The organism is Jannaschia sp. Os4 (genome assembly GCF_016820245.1).
Lineage (GTDB): Bacteria > Pseudomonadota > Alphaproteobacteria > Rhodobacterales > Rhodobacteraceae > Jannaschia.
Window position 1 is genome coordinate 623,736 of the sequence record NZ_JAFCAR010000001.1, and the last position, 15,518, is coordinate 639,253.

14 protein-coding genes and 1 pseudogene are annotated in these 15,518 nt (G+C 72.4%); 7 read left to right on the forward strand and 8 right to left on the reverse strand.

Annotated elements, in window-relative coordinates:
• Positions 1-10: 10 nt before the first annotated feature.
• Positions 11-523, reverse strand: coding sequence for a DciA family protein (locus JQC91_RS03250; RefSeq protein ID WP_203285325.1), 513 nt, complete (start codon positions 521-523; stop codon positions 11-13).
• A 51-nt stretch (positions 524-574) separates the two neighbouring features.
• Here JQC91_RS03250 and JQC91_RS03255 point away from each other — a divergent pair, with 51 nt between their 5' ends.
• On the forward strand, positions 575-1,609 hold the full coding sequence (locus JQC91_RS03255; RefSeq protein WP_203285326.1) for an A/G-specific adenine glycosylase: 1,035 nt from the start codon (positions 575-577) through the stop codon (positions 1,607-1,609).
• Positions 1,610-1,656: 47 nt separating this feature from the next.
• Positions 1,657-2,802, forward strand: a complete 1,146-nt coding sequence (locus JQC91_RS03260) for an alkane 1-monooxygenase (RefSeq protein WP_203285327.1) — start codon at positions 1,657-1,659, stop codon at positions 2,800-2,802.
• Between the two features lie 84 nt (positions 2,803-2,886).
• On the opposite strand, the gene JQC91_RS03265 is transcribed toward JQC91_RS03260, so the two are convergent.
• Together JQC91_RS03265 and pip are read right to left on the reverse strand one after the other, a co-directional pair.
• Positions 2,887-4,179, reverse strand: coding sequence for a glycosyltransferase family 4 protein (locus JQC91_RS03265; protein WP_203285328.1), 1,293 nt, complete (start codon positions 4,177-4,179; stop codon positions 2,887-2,889).
• Between the two features lie 66 nt (positions 4,180-4,245).
• Positions 4,246-5,220 carry a prolyl aminopeptidase gene (gene pip, locus JQC91_RS03270; RefSeq protein ID WP_203285329.1) on the reverse strand — a complete coding sequence of 325 codons (975 nt, stop codon included), beginning with the start codon at positions 5,218-5,220 and terminating at the stop codon, positions 4,246-4,248.
• 69 nt (positions 5,221-5,289) lie between these two features.
• On the opposite strand from pip, the gene ubiG reads away from it, so the two are divergent.
• Positions 5,290-6,033, forward strand: coding sequence for a bifunctional 2-polyprenyl-6-hydroxyphenol methylase/3-demethylubiquinol 3-O-methyltransferase UbiG (gene ubiG / locus JQC91_RS03275; protein ID WP_203285330.1), 744 nt, complete (start codon positions 5,290-5,292; stop codon positions 6,031-6,033).
• Positions 6,034-6,178: 145 nt separating this feature from the next.
• Positions 6,179-6,634: pseudogene (locus JQC91_RS03280) on the forward strand (VIT1/CCC1 transporter family protein); the annotation flags it as partial.
• On the opposite strand, the gene JQC91_RS03285 reads toward JQC91_RS03280, so the two are convergent.
• Positions 6,631-7,281, reverse strand: a complete 651-nt coding sequence (locus JQC91_RS03285; protein WP_203285331.1) for a TetR/AcrR family transcriptional regulator — start codon at positions 7,279-7,281, stop codon at positions 6,631-6,633. The pseudogene JQC91_RS03280 and the gene JQC91_RS03285 overlap by 4 nt on opposite strands.
• Positions 7,282-7,492: 211 nt before the next feature.
• Between JQC91_RS03285 and JQC91_RS03290 the strand changes: the two genes are divergently transcribed.
• Complete coding sequence (locus JQC91_RS03290; protein WP_203285332.1) at positions 7,493-8,506, forward strand: extracellular solute-binding protein; 1,014 nt, start codon at positions 7,493-7,495, stop codon at positions 8,504-8,506.
• A gap of 47 nt (positions 8,507-8,553) precedes the next feature.
• Here the strand turns inward: JQC91_RS03290 and JQC91_RS03295 are convergent, their stop codons facing one another.
• Positions 8,554-10,203 (reverse strand): iron ABC transporter permease, encoded by a 1,650-nt coding sequence (locus JQC91_RS03295; RefSeq protein ID WP_203285333.1) that lies wholly within the window; start codon positions 10,201-10,203, stop codon positions 8,554-8,556.
• Positions 10,204-10,269: 66 nt separating this feature from the next.
• Entirely contained in the window at positions 10,270-10,887 is a 618-nt protein-coding gene (locus JQC91_RS03300; protein WP_203285334.1) for a lytic transglycosylase domain-containing protein, read from the reverse strand.
• A gap of 171 nt (positions 10,888-11,058) precedes the next feature.
• Here JQC91_RS03300 and JQC91_RS03305 point away from each other — a divergent pair, with 171 nt between their 5' ends.
• Both JQC91_RS03305 and JQC91_RS03310 read left to right on the forward strand, forming a co-directional pair.
• A complete protein-coding gene (locus JQC91_RS03305) occupies positions 11,059-11,928 on the forward strand; it encodes a lysophospholipid acyltransferase family protein (protein WP_203285335.1) in 870 nt (289 codons plus the stop codon).
• Positions 11,929-11,939: 11 nt separating this feature from the next.
• Positions 11,940-13,316, forward strand: a complete 1,377-nt coding sequence (locus JQC91_RS03310; RefSeq protein WP_203285336.1) for an L-serine ammonia-lyase — start codon at positions 11,940-11,942, stop codon at positions 13,314-13,316.
• A 195-nt stretch (positions 13,317-13,511) separates the two neighbouring features.
• Here JQC91_RS03310 and fahA read toward each other — a convergent pair whose 3' ends face one another.
• Entirely contained in the window at positions 13,512-14,762 is a 1,251-nt protein-coding gene (gene fahA / locus JQC91_RS03315; RefSeq protein ID WP_203285337.1) for a fumarylacetoacetase, read from the reverse strand.
• A 277-nt stretch (positions 14,763-15,039) separates the two neighbouring features.
• Positions 15,040-15,495, reverse strand: a complete 456-nt coding sequence (locus JQC91_RS03320; RefSeq protein ID WP_203285338.1) for a DUF6678 family protein — start codon at positions 15,493-15,495, stop codon at positions 15,040-15,042.
• Positions 15,496-15,518: the final 23 nt, after the last annotated feature.

Genomic DNA, 15,518 nt, shown 5'->3' on the forward strand with positions numbered 1-15,518 from the left:
GGGTTCTCCCTCAGGATCGTCGGTTCGATATGATCGCGGCGCCCAGCCGTTCAAGCGAGGACCGCAGCCTGTCATCGGATACGCCCGCCGCGAGGTCGGCGGCGGAGCGCCTGTCCTCGGGGCGCGGCTCGGGCTTCGCGGCGGGCTTGGGCGCGAAGGACGCCTGCCCCTCGGCGAAGCCCACGGGGGCCGTCTGGGTGATCGTGATGCGCCCCACGGCGGCATAGCCGTAGGCCGCGTTCACCCGCTCGCGCAGGGCGGGGACCATCATCTCCAGCATGGGCGCCTGCGGGCCGGTGGTGAGCAGGGTCAGCACCGCGCCCATCCCGTTCTTGGGCCACGACACCTTCACGGGGCGGCTGATGGCGGCGGCCTGCGCGCCCGCGATCTCGGGCCACGCGGTCAGCAGGCGCGATTCGGCGAAGCCGCGCTCCTCGGCGGCGCGGCGCACGTCGCCCGCCACGAGGTCCGCTGCCCGGCGGAAGCCCCGCCCGCCGCGTCTGGATGTGCCGTTCCCCTTCATCGCCGCGATCCCTACATCAGCGGCCGGACGGGGGCACGGGGGATCGCGGCCATGGGGACGGACACGTCACGCATTCGTGACGCGCTGCTGGCGTGGTACGACGCCCACGCCCGCGAGATGCCGTGGCGCGTGGCCCCGGCGGACGTGGCGCGCGGCGTGCGGCCCGACCCCTACCGCGTCTGGCTCTCCGAGGTGATGCTGCAGCAGACGACCGTGGCCGCCGTGCGCGCCTATCACGAGCGGTTCACCGCCCGCTTCCCCACCGTGGAGGCCCTCGCGGGGGCCGACGACGCCGAGGTGATGGGGATGTGGGCGGGGCTGGGCTACTACGCCCGCGCCCGCAACCTGCTGGCCTGCGCCCGCGCGGTGGCGGCACGTGGGGGCTTCCCGGAGACGGAGCTGGAGTTGCTGGAGCTGCCGGGGGTCGGTCCCTACACGGCGGCGGCCATCGCGGCGATCGCGTTTCAGGAGCGCGCCGTCGTGGTCGACGGCAACGTCGAGCGGGTGATGACCCGCCTGCGCGCCATCGAGACGCCGCTGCCCGCCGCCAAGCCGGAGGTGCGCGCGGCGATGGACGCCTTGACCCCCGCCGAGCGGCCCGGCGACTGGGCGCAGGCGGTGATGGACCTCGGGGCGACGCTCTGCACGCCGAAGTCGCCCTCCTGCCTGCTCTGCCCCCTGCATGATGCCTGCGAGGGACGCGCGCAGGGGATCGCTGCCGACCTGCCCCGCAAGGCCCCGAAGAAGGCCAAGCCGACCAAGCGCGGCCTCGCCTACGTCGCGGTGGACCCGCTGGGCCGCTGGCTGGTCGAGACGCGACCGCCCAAGGGGATGCTGGGCGGCATGACGGGCTTCCCGACCTCGGAGTGGGGCGACGACCCCACCCCGGCCCCGCCCGTCGCGGCGGATTGGCGCGAGATGGGCGAGGTGCGCCACGGCTTCACCCATTTCGAACTGCATCTCGCGGTCATGGCCGCCGAGACCGACCGGAACCCCGAGCGCGGCCACTGGGCCGTGCCCGACCCCGACACCTTGCCGTCACTCTTCGGCAAGGTTTGGCGCGTAGCGACGAAGCGTCCCGCTTGAGCGGGGACGCGGCCCGCGTAAGGTGCCGCGCGACCGGAGGACCGACCATGGCCATCACCGCCCTGCCCGACGACCGCCTCGCCGCGCCCGCGCGGGCCCTGCCGTTCTGGATCTCGCTGTCGCTGATCCCCGTCGTGTGGATCGCCGCCGTGCTCGGCGGGCCGTGGGTGCTCCTGGTGCCTGCCTGCACGTGGGGCCTCTACTCGACGCTGGACCTGCTCGCCGGGCAGGAGGAGGCCAACGCCGACCCGATGTCGGACCGCTCCAAGCTGACGTGGTATCGCGCGATTACCCTGATCTGGCCGCCGGTGCAGGTCGCCACGCTGCTAGCGCTGATCTTCTACGCGACGCGGGCCGACCACCTGACGGGCTGGTCGCTGTTCGGCCTGTTCTTCGGGATGGGGGTGCTGTCGGGGACCATCGGCATCAACTACGCCCACGAGCTGATGCACCAGCGCTCGCGCCTCGAGCGGTGGCTGTCGGACGTGCTGCTGGCCTCGGTGCTCTACTCCCACTTCCGGTCCGAGCACCTGCTCGTGCACCACCGCTACGTGGCCACGCCCCGCGACCCCGCGACCTCGCGCTACAACGAGGGGTTCCACCGCTTCTACCCGCGCGTGCTGTGGGGATCGCTCGTCTCGGCGCTGCGGGCCGAGGCGGCGATGCTCGCGCGCAAGGACCTGCCGTGGTGGCACCGCTCCAACCCGCTCTGGCGCTACCTCGCGCTGCAGGCGGCGTTCTACGTCGCGGCCTTCGCGGTGGGCGGCTGGCTGGGCGTGGTGCTGTTCCTGACGCAGGCGGGCGTCGCGATCTGGCAGTTGGAGCTGGTCAACTACGTGGAGCATTACGGCCTGACCCGCCGCCACCTCGGCGACGGCAGGTACGAGCCCGTGAAGCCGCACCATTCGTGGAACTCGGACTACCGGGCGTCGAACTGGCTGCTCATCAACCTGCAGCGCCACTCGGACCACCACTACAAGCCCGACCGGCCCTTCCCCCTGCTGCAGACCTACGAGGACGACGAGGCGCCGCAGCTGCCCTACGGCTACCCGGTGATGACCTTCGCCGCGATGATCCCGCCGGTGTGGTTCCGCATCATGAACAAGCGCGTCCGCGACTGGCGGAAGCGGCACTATCCCGACATCGAGGACTGGAGCGCGTACAAGGCGGCGAGCAACCCGCTGCCTCGCTGAGCGAAGCGCCGTCATCCCCGGGCGAAGACCCGGGGACCTCACTCCACGAGATCCTCGGGTCGAGCCCGAGGATGACGGATGGGGCTACCGTGCCTTCGCCGCCGCCGCCCGCCGCATCGCCCGCGAGGCTTGCCCCGGCAGCGGGATGCGCCGCTCCGGCGGGACCAGCGCGTTGATCTCCTCCAGGTGCCGCGGCAGGCAGACCGTCTCGAAGTCGTAGTGCTCGACCACGTGGGCGCGGGCGGCCGGCCCGAGATGGGCGAAGGCGGCGGGCCGCTCCAGCACCTCCACCACCTGCCGGGCCAGCGCCATGTGGTCGTGGAAATCGACCAGCAGCCCCGTCTCCCCGTGGGTCACCGCCTCCCGCACCGGGGCCACGTCCGAGGCCACCACCGTCGCCTCCATCGCCATCGTTTCGAGCAGCGACCACGACAGCACGAAGGGCATCGTCAGGTAGACGTGGCAGCGCGAGACCTGCACGATGCGCTGGTAGTCGGCGTAGGGCACCTGCCCGACGAAGTGCACCCGGTCCCAGTCGACCCGGTCGCCCACCTCCTTCTCCATCTCCGCGCGGAAGCCGCCCTTCTCCTTGGACGCCTTGCCGTAGGACGCGCCCGACCCGCCGATGCAGACCACCCGCGCGTCCGGGCGCGCCGCGAGGATCTCGGGCAGGGCGCGCATGAACACGTGGAAGCCGCGCGTCCGCTCCATGTTGCGGGCCATGTAGGTGAAGACCTCGTCCGCGCGGGTGATCCGCCCCGCCCGGCCCAGCGAGATCGACGCGTCGGGATCGGCCCGCAGCCGGTCCGTGCGGATGCCGTCGTGGGCGACGTAGAGCTTGTCGTGGAAGCTCTCGGGGAAGGTGTCGCGCTGCCACCGGGTCGGGCAGGTGCCGCGGTCCACCACCTGGATGTTCACGTAGGGCACCGTGTTCCGCGCCTGCAGCAGGTACGGGATCGTCGGGTCCGGGGCCTCCTCGCGGTCGAAGTTCACCGGCCCGCCGTGGGACATGTAGAAGTACTCGAAGAAGCCGAGGATCGGCACGTCCGGCCAGACGTGCTTCATGAACAGCAGCTCCCCCCAGCCGGTGTGCCCGAGGATGACGTCCGGGGTGAACCCGTCCCGCTTCAGCTTGCCCGCCGCGAGCGCGGCCCCGTAGCCCACGCCCGCCGCCTCCTCCCAGACCTTCGACAGGCCGTAGCCGTCCTTGGGCGCGCGGTGGTGGGCGGGGTAGACGATCTTCCGCACGCCCTTCTGGTCGGGGTAGTTCCGGCGCTGCGTCAGGAACACGATCTCGTGCCCGCCCTGCGCGATCAGCCAGTCCAGCATCTCGCGGTATTGGCCGGGCATGTTCTGGTGGACGATGAGCAGGCGCATGGAATCTCCCTCGGGGCGGAGGGATGCCATGGGAACGGGGCGGAACCTAGGCGCGAGGGCGCGGCCCTACCCCGTCCGCGCCGCCAGCCGGTCCGTGATCCGCACCAGCCGCTCCGCGATCCCCGGCTCGGACAGGGCGTGGCCCGCGCCCGGCACCATGTGCAGCTCCGCCCGCGGCCAGCCGTCCGCCAGCAGGTGCGCCGAGACCGGCGGGCAGATCATGTCGTAGCGCCCCTGCACGATGTCGCCCGGCACGTCGGCCAGCCGGTCGAGGTTGGCGCGGATCCAGCCGTCGTGCTCGAGGAAGCCGCGGTTGACGAAGTAGTGGTTCTCCAGCCGCGCGAAGGCGCGGGCGTACTCGGCCTGCGCCTCGCCGCCCTGCCCCGAGGAGGCGATGGAGGCGAGCGCGTTCTCCCACGACGCCCACGCGCGGGCGAAGCGCGTCTGCTCGTGCGGGGGCGTGTCGAAGAGGCGCCGGTGATACGCCGCGATCAGGTCGTCGCGCTCGTCCTGCGGCACCATGGTCACGAAGCGCCGCCACGGCTCGGGCCAGAACTGCCCCGCCCCGCCGCCGTAGAACCAGTCCAGCTCGCGCTTCTCCATCAGGAACACGCCGCGCAGCGTCAGGTGCAGGCACCGCTCCGGGTGGGTGATGCCGTAGACCAAGGCCAGCGTCGCGCCCCACGAGCCGCCGAAGACGTGCCAGCGCTCCACCCCGAGGTCGAGCCGGATGCGCTCCATGTCCCGGACGAGATGCCACGTCGTGTTGTCCCGCACGACCGCGTGGGGCCGCGAGCGCCCGCAGCCGCGCTGGTCGAAAAGGACGATGCGGTAGCGCGCGGGGTCGAAGAAGCGCCGCATCATCGGCGAGCACCCCCCGCCCGGTCCGCCGTGCAGCACCACGACAGGAACCCCGCCGGGGTTGCCGCATTGCTCCACGTAGACGCGGTGCCCGTCGCCCACCTCCAGCATGCGCTGGTCGAACGGGTCGATCGGCGGGTGCAGCCGAGGTGCGGTGGTATGCGACAGGTTCCGGTCCATCCGAGGCCTATATAGGGGACGCGCGGGCAGTCACCATGCGGTGCGGGATCGCGGTCGAAAGGAAGAGCAATGACGACCACCATCGACGACCGGGAGATCGAGAAGTTCCAAGCGATGGCCGCCGAATGGTGGGATCCGGACGGGAAGTTCCGCCCGCTGCACATGCTCAACCCCTGCCGCCTCGACTACATCACCCGCCAGATCGCCGGCGAGTTCGCCCGCGACCTCTCCGCCGAGAAGCCCTTCGAGGGGCTGCGCGTCCTCGACATCGGCTGCGGCGGGGGCCTCCTGTCCGAGCCCATGGCGCGGCTGGGCGCGACGGTCGTCGGCGTCGACGCCGCCGAGCGCAACATCCCCGTGGCGCAGGCCCACGCCCAGCAGTCGGGGCTGGAGATCGACTACCGCCACACCACCGCCGAGGCCCTCGTCGACGCGGGCGAGCCCGCCTTCGACGCGGTGCTCAACATGGAGGTGGTGGAGCATGTGGCCGACCCGCTCGCCTACCTCGCGGCGTGTCACGCGCTGCTGCGGCCGGGCGGGCTGATGTGCTGCTCGACCATCAACCGCAACGCCAAGTCCTTCGCGATGGCCATCGTCGGCGCGGAGTACGTGATGCGCTGGCTGCCCAAGGGCACGCACGAGTGGTCGAAGTTCATCACCCCCGACGAGCTGTTCGACCTGCTGCGGCAGGCGGGCATGGACCCCGTCGACCGCACGGGCTTCGTGTTCAACCCGCTGACGTGGTCGTGGCGCCTGTCGGACCGGGACCTCTCGGTGAACTACGTGACGACGAGCCTGCGACCCGGCGCCTGACTCCGCTCGACATTCCTTAGAATTGTTCTAAACTAGCGGGATGATCCCCGCCGACCTTTCCCGCCTGTCCGACGCCGACGTCGCCGCCCTCTTCGACGAGGTGGACGCCGAGCGCGCCCGCCGTGTGGGTGTCGAGGACCGGGGCTTCGTGATGACGTGGGTCCAGCCCGGCGTCGCGGGGCTGATGGACGGCTCGGTCAGCACGCTCGCCCCGATCTTCGCCACCGCCTTCGCCACGCAGGACACTTGGATCACCTTCCTCGTGGGCATCGCCGCCAGCGTCGGCGCGGGCATCTCCATGGGCTTCACCGAGGCGGCGTCCGACGACGGCGTCGTCACGGGCCGCGGCTCGCCGGTCAAGCGGGGCATCGCGTCGGGGGTGATGACGACCGTCGGGGGCCTCGGCCACGCGCTGCCCTACCTGATCCCGGACTTCGCGGTGGCGACGACCCTCGCGATCGTCGTGGTGGTCGTCGAGCTCTGGGCGATCGCGTGGATCCAGAACCGCTGGATGCGGGTGCCGTTCTGGCGCTCGGCGGCACAGGTGGTGCTGGGCGGCGCGCTGGTGCTGGGCGCGGGCGTGCTGATCGGCAGCGGCTAGGCCGCGGTCCCGGCCCCGTAGCGCGCCATGAACGTCTCGACCGCGCCGTCGATCACGCGGTCCATCTCGGCCTGCTCCGCGACCTTGCGGATGCCGAAGACCATCTCGGTGAACAGCTTGGCGTGGCACAGCTCGATGAACTGGTGCGCCGCGAGGTCCGCGTCCCCGGCCCGGAGGTCCCCCTCCTCGACCGCGCGCTCGATGTAGGCGACCAGCCGGGCATGGCCCATCGCCGGCCCCGTCTCGAAGAACTCGCGCCCCAGCTCCGGGAAGCGGTCCGATTCGGCCACGCACATGCGGAACATGGACTGGCCGAACTCCGACAGGATGAGGCCCATGATCTGCTGGCCCACGCGCCGCAGCTTCCCGGCGGGCGGCTCGTAGCCCTCGTCCAGCCCGCTGATCGAGGCGTCGATCTGGCTCTGGCACTCGGTCTTGGCGACCTCCATGAAGAGCAGCTTCTTGTCGGGGAAGTAGCTGTAGAGCGTGGCCTTCGACACGCCCGCCGCCTTGGCGATCGCGTCGACGCTCGACCCCTCGTAGCCGTCCGCCATGAACACCTGGCGCGCGCCCTCGAGCACTTGGTCGAACTTGCGCCCCTTCTTGATCGGGGTCGCCTCCGCGGCGATCGGGCTGGCGTCGTTCATGGGTCCTCCACCGCAGCGCGGGTCTGCGGAATTAGGTAAACGTTCCGGTTCAGTTCGCAAGTGCCGCGGACGTCACGTGAAAACCGGGTTCGCGCGGACGCGGCATCCGACATCCGAGGAATATGTCCGACCATCCGAGTCAGGTTTTGCTTGCGCCACGCCGGAGAAAGTCAGAGTAATCGACTCGGACATTCCAACCCGGAGCCCTCCGATGACCCGCAGCCTGCTCGCCCTCCTCGCCGTTACCGTGGCCCTGCCCGCCTTCGCCGACGGGGAGCTCAACCTCTACTCGTCCCGCCACTACGACACCGACGAGCGCCTCTACTCCGACTTCGAGGCCGCGACCGGCATCACCATCAACCGCATCGAGGGGAAGGCCGACGAGCTGATCGCCCGGATGCAGGCCGAGGGCGCGAACTCCCCCGCCGACGTGCTGCTCACGGTCGACACCACCCGCCTCGAGCGGGCGCGCGACGCGGGCGTGCTGCAGCCGGTCGAGTCCGACCTCCTCGCCGAGCGCGTCCCCGGCAACCTGCGCGACGCCGGCAACATGTGGTTCGGATTCTCCAAGCGCGCGCGCATCTTCTTCTACGACCCCGAGCAGGTCTCCGAGCCGCCGCAAACCTATCTCGACCTCGCCGACCCGCGCTACGCGGGCATGGTCTGCCACCGCTCCTCGTCCAACGTCTACTCCCAGACGCTCCTCTCCGCGGTGATCGAGCATCACGGCGAGGACGCCGCGACCGACTGGGCGCAGGGCGTGGTCAACAACTTCGCCCGCGACCCGCAGGGCGGCGACACCGACCAGCTGCGCGGCCTCGTCTCGGGCGAGTGCGCGATCGCGGTGTCGAACACCTACTACTTCGCCCGCGCCCTGCGGACCGAGGTGGACGGGCTCGGCGCGTCCGACCTCGAGGGCATCGCGTGGGTCTTCCCCTCCATGACCGAGGGCGAGGGCGCGCACGTCAACCTCTCGGGCGGCGGCGTCGCGGCCAACGCGCCCAACCGCGACAACGCGGTGGCTTTCCTCGAGTACCTCGCCTCTGACGCGGCGCAGAAGTACTTCGCGGACGGCAACGACGAGTATCCGGTCGTGGCGGGCGTCCCCCTCTCCGAGAGCGTGGCCGCCTTGGGCGAGGCGCCGGAGGACTCGATCGACCTGTCGGCGGTGGCCAAGAACGTGGCGACCGCGAACGCGATCTTCGCCGAGGTCGGCTGGGAGTGACCCCGCCGCCGCGGGAAGGGGGGCGCCTCCGGGCGCCCTTCCGCCTCCTAGCCGGAGGTCCGCATCCGCCGCATCAGCAGGAGCACCGGCACCAGCCCCACGGCGGCGATCACCAAGGACGGCACCGCCGCCCCCTCCAGCCGCTCGTCGGCGGCCAGCCGGTAGGCCTGCACCGCCAAGGTGTCGAAGTCGAAGGGCCGCAGGATCAGCGTCGCGGGCAGCTCCTTCACCACGTCCACGAACACGATCAGCCCGGCCGTCACCAAGGCGGGACGCAGCACCGGCAGGTGGACCCGGCGCACCGTCCCCCACACCCCCTGCCCCAGCACCCGCGCGGCGGCGTCCACGTTGGCCGTCACCGTCGCCAGCCCCCCCTCGTAGGCGCCGATCGCGGCGGCGAGGAAGCGGACCATGTAGGCGCCCACCAGCAGCCAGATCGACCCCGTCACCAGAAGCCCCGTGTCGATCCCGAACCGCGCCTCCATCACCGCGTCCACCGCGTTGTCGAAGGCCGCGAACGGCACCAGCAGGCCCACCGCGATCACCCCGCCGGGCACCGCGTAGCCCAGCCGCGCCACCGTCAGCGCCGCGTTGGAGGCCCGCGAGGGGGCGACCCGACGCAGCGTCCCCAGCAGCACGGCGGCCCCCACCGTCACGAGCGCGGCCACCGCCGCCAGCTTCACCGTGTTGGTCGCGAACGCCACGTAGCGGCGCGACAGCAGATCCTGCTCGGAGCCCGCCGCCATCGTCGCGAGCACGAGCGCGGGCACCGCCGCGCCGAGCAGCACGGGCGCCGCGCAGGCGGCGGTCGCCGCCGCGGCGGACAGGCCCGACAGGCGCATCCGCCCCGCCTCGGGGCGCCCGCGCCCGGCGTAGCGCGCGGCCCCGCGGGAGGTCCGCTCCAGCACCGCCAGCACCAGCGCGAAGGCGAGGAGGCCCAGCGCCAGCTGCGCCGCCGCCGCCCGGTCGAACAGCGTGAACCACGCCGTGTAGATGCCGGTCGCGAAGGTCTGCACCCCGAAGAAGGCGACGGTCCCGAAATCCGCGATCACCTCCATCGCCACCAGCAGCACCCCCGCCGCGACCGCCGGGCGCGCCATGGGCAGGGCCGCCTGCAGGAACGCGCGCACCGGCCCCCGCCCGAGCGAGCGCGCCACGTCGTAGGGGCCGCGCCCCTGCAGCAGGAAGGCGGCCCGCGCGAGGAGGTAGACGTAGGGGAACAGCGTCAGCGTCAGCATCAGCGCGGCCCCGCCGAGCGAGCGGATCTCTGGAAACCAATAGTCGCGCGGCCCCCATCCCGTCAGGTCGCGCAGCAGCGCCTGCACCGCGCCCGGATGGTCGAGCAGGTGGGTGTAGGCGTAGGCCAGCACGTAGCCGGGGAAGGCCAGCGGGATCACCAGCGCGGGCTCCAGCAAGCGGCGCCCGGGGAAGTCGGTCGCCGTCACCAGCCACGCCGTCGTCGCGCCGATCGCGAAGGTCCCCGCCCCCACCAGGGCGACGAGCGCCAGCGTCGCGCCGGCGTAGCCCGGCAGCACCGTCCCCGCGAGGCCGCGAAGCGTCCCGAGGTCGCCCGCCGCGGCGGCGAGGATCACGCCCGCGTAGGGCAGCAGGCAGGCCCCGGCCACGAGCGCCGCCAGCGCCCACAGGAGGCGCGGCGCGCGGCGGTCCTCGGCGGAGGGGGCGGCGGCGTCGGTCATCGCGGCCCTCCGTGCCAGTCCCGCGCGCCGGATGCCATGCCCGGCGCGCGGGGGCGCGTCAGGCGGTCACGCCTCGCAGCGCGGCCCGCCCAGCGCCAAGGCGATCCCGGTGCGCTCGTCGCAGGGCGGCGGGACGGGCAGCGCGTTGCCCCGCGCGTCGAGCGGCGGCAGCGGCGCGCCCGCGTCCACGCGGTCCCAGAGCTTCCCGTCGATCCCCGACCGCGTCAGCATCCCGCGCCGCTTGGCCGCGTGCCAGTAGCCGCGCGCGTAGTGCATCACCGCCGCCCGCTCGTCGCCGTCCGCGATCATCCACGCGCCGCGCAGGTAGCGGATCGAGTACTTCAGCGCGACGTCCGGATCGAGCAGCCGGGACGGCGCGCCCGAGAAGTTCATCGAGCGTGCCGTGGCGGGGAGGATCTGCATCAGCCCCCAGTAGGGGCCGTTGCGCGCGCCCGCGCGGTAGTCGCTCTCGCGTTGCACGACCCGGTGCACCAGCGAGCGCGGCACGTCGTAGTGGTCGGCCCATCTGTTGATCCGCTCGCGCATGGCGGGCGTCTCGCCGGGATAGAGCGCGGGCTCGGGTGCGGCGGTGGCGGCGGGCTCCTGCAGGGCGAGGTCGGCGGTCGGGGCCGTCGGGGCGCAGGCGGCGAGGGCGAGGAGCGGCAGGGCGAGGATAACGCGCATCGGGGCGTCCGTGGATGGTTGACGTGCCGCCGCGCTAGCCGCGCCGCGGGGCGCGATCCACGCCGGGGGGCGGCGCGGGCCGTCCATCGGCACCGTCCCGCCGATCCGCCCGTCCGCCCATCCGGCGGCGCCGACTTGATCGCCCGCCCGCGCGGTGCCACCTGCTGCGCCATGAAGCAGGCCGCCTACCTCGCCCAGTACGCCGGGCTCCGCACGGTCCTCGGGGCGTCGCGCCTCGCGCCGCTCCCGGTCAAGCGCCGCATCGTCGGGCGGGTGTTCGAGGGAGTCGTCCGCGCGGGCGGGCTCGGGCGGCGGGTCGACGACAACCTCGCCTACATCTACCCCCACCTCGACGCGGCCACGCGCACGCGCATGATCGGCGAGGTCTCGCGCTCGGTCGCCTCCACCCTCTGCAGCCTGTGGTTCCCGCAGGAGTTCGCCCGCGAGGTGGCCGACGTCCGCCCCGAGGGGCCGGGCTGGGACGCGCTCGTCCGGGCCCGCGCCGCCGGACGGGGCGCGGTGATCCTGACCGGGCACTTCGGCCAGTTCGAGACGATCCGCCACGTGCTGCGCGTCGCGGGGATGCCGGCGGGCGGCATCTACAGGCCGAACAACAACCCGTGGTACGACGGCTACTGGGTCGAGCGGGCCGAGTGGAACGGCGCGCCCGTGATCCCCAAGGGTCGCCCCGGGCACCGGGCGCTGACGCGGCACCTGCGCGACGGCGGGTTCATCCTGATCCTCGTGGACCAAGCGGTGCGGCGCGGCGTCCCGCTGGACTTCCTCGGCAAGCCCGCGCTGACCTCCACGGGGGCGGCGACCATCGCGGCGCGGCACGGCGCGGAGCTGGTGACCGCGTGGGGGCCGGTGACCGACGGGCGCTGCCGTGCGGTGTTCGACGACCCCCTCGATCCGTCGGACCCGGAGGGCGCCCTGTCGGAATACAACGCGCGCCTCGGCAGCTGGATCGGGCAGCACACGACGCAGTGGCACTGGTTCCACGACCGCTGGAAGGGCCGGAAGGGCCGCAAGCACGCCTGAAGGGGTCCGCGATGTTCCTGTCCGTGTTCGACGTGTTCAAGCCGGGCATCGGCCCCTCGTCGTCGCACACGATGGGGCCGATGGTCGCCGCCGCGCGCTTCCTCGACCACCTCCGCCACGGCGAGCGCGAGCCCGGCGCCGGCGCGCCCGCCGCGCTGTCGGCCTCGCTCCACGGCAGCCTCGCGTGGACCGGCAAGGGCCACGCCACCGACCGCGCCGTCGCGTGGGGCCTCATGGGGCTCGACCCCGCGACGGTGGACCCCGACGACGCCGACGCCCGCCTCGCCGCCCTGCGCGACTTCCGCACCGTCGAGGTCGAGGGCCTGCCGCCGCTGCGCTTCGACCCCGAGGCGGACGTCGCCTTCGACTGGGGCCCGCCCCTGCCCGGCCACGCCAACGGCATGGTGCTGCGCGCCCACGACGCGAGCGGCGCGCTCGTGGCCGAGGAGACCTACTACTCCACCGGCGGCGGCTTCGTCGCGACGGAGCGCGAGCTGGGTACCCCCGCGCCGGACGGCCCGCCCGTCCCCTTCCCCTTCGCCACCGCCGCCGAGATGCTCGGCATGGCCGCCCGCACCGGCCTGTCGATCGCGGCCATGAAGCGTGCCAACGAGGAGGCGGTCGCCCCCGGCCTCGACGCCCGGCTCGACGCGCTCTGGGCCGCGATGGACGACTGCATCGACCGCGGCCTCGCCCGCGACGGCATCCTGCTCGGCGGCCTGGACGTGCGCCGCCGCGCCAAGCGCATCCACGAAGCGCTCCGCGCCGAGGCCGGCCTCAACCTCGCCCAGCCGCACGTCGTGAACGACTGGCTCTCGGTCTACGCGATGGCCGTGAACGAGGAGAACGCCGCCGGGGGCCGGGTCGTCACCTCGCCCACCAACGGCGCGGCGGGGGTGGTTCCGGCCGTGATCCGCTACTACCGTGACCACTGCGTCGGCGCCACGCCCGAGGGCATCCGCGACCTCCTGCTCACGGCGGCCGCCATCGGCGGGCTGGTCAAGCACAACGCGTCGATCTCCGGGGCCGAGGTCGGTTGCCAAGGCGAGGTCGGCTCCGCCTCCGCCATGGCCGCCGCCGGCCTCTGCGCCGCACTCGGCGGAACGCCCGCCCAAGTCGAGAACGCCGCCGAGATCGCGCTGGAGCACCACCTCGGCATGACCTGCGACCCCGCCGCCGGGCTGGTCCAGGTCCCCTGCATCGAGCGCAACGGGCTGGGCGCCATCAAGGCCGTCTCCGCCGCCTCGCTGGCCCTGCGTGGCGACGGCTCGCACTTCATGCCGCTCGACAACTGCATCGAGGCCATGCGCCAGACGGGCCGCGACATGTCTGAGAAGTACAAGGAGACCTCGCAGGGTGGGCTCGCGGTGAACCTGCCGGAGTGCTGACGGGAGCGCATCGCCGGGCCGTGGTACGGCGATCCGACCTCACCGCCACGCGCTTTATCCCTCACCCCTGCAAGACGCTCGACCGGCGTGCCCACGGTGAAGGATCGCCGTGCCGCCGGACGGCCCGGCGATGCGCGGACCGCTGCGCGGTCGCATCGCGCGGGCGCGTCGCCGAGGGATAGGTGGACCCGACCACTACCCCCCCGGCCGCTCCCCCGCCGGCAGCACCGTCCCCGCGCAGTCCCCGAACCCCACGCGATACCCGTCGCCCCGCGCGTGCCCGCGCAGCACCACCCGGTCCCCGTCCTTCAGGAACCGCCGCCGCCCGCCATCCTCCAGCAGCACCTCGCGCGTCGCCCCCCACGACAGCTCCAGCATCGACCCCTGCTCGCCGTCGTCCGGCCCCGAGATCGTCCCCGACCCCAAGAGGTCCCCGGCCCGCATCGGGCAGCCCGAGGAGGAATGGTGCGCGATCATCTGCGGGAAGGACCACCACAGGTGCCGCGACGAGGTGCGGGCGATCACCGTCTCCACCTCCCGCGCGCCCAGCGCGACCTCCAGCGACAGGTCGGGGAACGCGTCCCCCGCATCCGCGAGGTAGGGCAGCGGCGCGACCGCCCGCTCCGGCGGAGGGCCGAGGAACGGCGCCATCGCCTCCGCCGTCACGATCCACGGCGAGATCGTCGTCGCCGTCGCCTTCGACTGGAACGGCCCCAGCGGCACGTATTCCCACCGCTGCACGTCCCGCGCCGACCAGTCGTTCAACAGCACGTAGCCGAACACGCAGTCCGCCGCCTCGGCCACCGAGATCGGCGCGCGCGGCATCCCCGCCGCCGAGGGCGCGCCCAGCACGCAGCCCAGCTCCAGCTCGAAGTCGAACCGCTCCGATTGTGCCAGCCGCGGTCCGTCCCCGCCTGCCAGTTGCCCCCACGGGCGGTGCACCCCGTGCCCCGACACCACCACCGACGACGCCCGCCCGTTGTAGCCGATCGGCATGTGGTCCCAGTTCGGCGGCAGCGCGTTCTCCGGCCCCCTGAACATGGTGCCGACGTTCGTCGCGTGATGGCGCCCCGCGTAGAAGTCGGTGAACTCCGCGACCGCGAAGGGCAGCTGGTAGGTCAGCCCCGCGCGCGGCAACAGGAACCGCTCCGCTGCCCGGTCGGCCCCCTCCTCCAACAGCGCGGTCACCTGCGCCCGCAAGCTCCGCCGCACCTCCGCCCCCGCCTCCATCACGGGCCGCCAGTCGGCCCGGTCCAAGAGCGGCCCGCCCAACTCGATCAGCCCCGCCGCCTCGGCGGCGGCCACGTCCAGGACGTGGTCCCCGATCGCCGCCGCGCAGCGCGGCGGCCCGCCGGGGGGCACCACGACGCCGAGGGGGAGGTTGTTGAGGGGGAAGTCGGTGCCCGCGTCGTTCGCGCCGGGCACCCAAGAGCGGAGCAGGGTCATGGGGGGCGGGTAGCGGCGGCGGCCCGAGCCGTCCACCCATCCCCACGCCCGTTCCCCCGAGCCGGGGCCTCGCCCTCCCCCGGCGCCCCCGCTCGGCACCCGGCCCGGTGCGCGGGCGCGCAGCGCCCGCAGGGCCAGTGCCAGCCCCGGTCCGCCGCTGGCCCTGCTTACGTCTCGGTAGGTTCTGGAGGGCGTTCAGAGAGCGGAGCGTGATGGTGGAGGTCGGCTTGGAGCCGAAGCGAAAAATGCGGCCACCAAGCTAGTGAAACTATTTCGCTCACGAAGCGCTTGGATTCGAATACCCTATCACTCGTGTCACGCCGTTCATGACCTGCGATGGGAAGCGTTCGCCACCTTCAAACAACTCGGTCAAATCAGCATTGAACTCCAACCACTCGATCGCCCGCAACTCTGTCGGGCCGAACTCAATCGTATCGATATATGGCCATGAGCAATGCAGACTGGGTGGGAATCTGAGCTTCTTTACCTCGGGCACATCAATGAATTTCACCGTCATCGGGTACACGTTCGCCGCCTCCGAAACGGCTTCGAAGAGTTTTCGCCACTTCGTGTCAGACATATGCGCCGCCGAAAAAAGCCTTCGGGCGAGACGGCCGGTAGAACGTGGATCGTGAACGGTCATCGGACAGGCCCAAAACGTCTCCTTGAGAAAGTAGCATACTCTGACGCCGTATCGCTCGAAATGCCCGCTCCGTCCGCTGAGCAGACCCACGACACTTTCCCCAACGATCAAAC

Coding starts and splice junctions, on each gene's coding strand:
- JQC91_RS03250 (WP_203285325.1), bottom strand. CDS start 523: ATGAAGGGGAACGGCACATCCAGACGCGGCGGGCGGGGCTTCCGCCGG.
- JQC91_RS03300 (WP_203285334.1), bottom strand. CDS start 10,887: ATGCGCGTTATCCTCGCCCTGCCGCTCCTCGCCCTCGCCGCCTGCGCC.
- pip (WP_203285329.1), bottom strand. CDS start 5,220: ATGGACCGGAACCTGTCGCATACCACCGCACCTCGGCTGCACCCGCCG.
- JQC91_RS03310 (WP_203285336.1), top strand. CDS start 11,940: ATGTTCCTGTCCGTGTTCGACGTGTTCAAGCCGGGCATCGGCCCCTCG.
- ubiG (WP_203285330.1), top strand. CDS start 5,290: ATGACGACCACCATCGACGACCGGGAGATCGAGAAGTTCCAAGCGATG.
- JQC91_RS03295 (WP_203285333.1), bottom strand. CDS start 10,203: ATGACCGACGCCGCCGCCCCCTCCGCCGAGGACCGCCGCGCGCCGCGC.
- JQC91_RS03255 (WP_203285326.1), top strand. CDS start 575: ATGGGGACGGACACGTCACGCATTCGTGACGCGCTGCTGGCGTGGTAC.
- fahA (WP_203285337.1), bottom strand. CDS start 14,762: ATGACCCTGCTCCGCTCTTGGGTGCCCGGCGCGAACGACGCGGGCACC.
- JQC91_RS03265 (WP_203285328.1), bottom strand. CDS start 4,179: ATGCGCCTGCTCATCGTCCACCAGAACATGCCCGGCCAATACCGCGAG.
- JQC91_RS03260 (WP_203285327.1), top strand. CDS start 1,657: ATGGCCATCACCGCCCTGCCCGACGACCGCCTCGCCGCGCCCGCGCGG.
- JQC91_RS03305 (WP_203285335.1), top strand. CDS start 11,059: ATGAAGCAGGCCGCCTACCTCGCCCAGTACGCCGGGCTCCGCACGGTC.
- JQC91_RS03285 (WP_203285331.1), bottom strand. CDS start 7,281: ATGAACGACGCCAGCCCGATCGCCGCGGAGGCGACCCCGATCAAGAAG.
- JQC91_RS03290 (WP_203285332.1), top strand. CDS start 7,493: ATGACCCGCAGCCTGCTCGCCCTCCTCGCCGTTACCGTGGCCCTGCCC.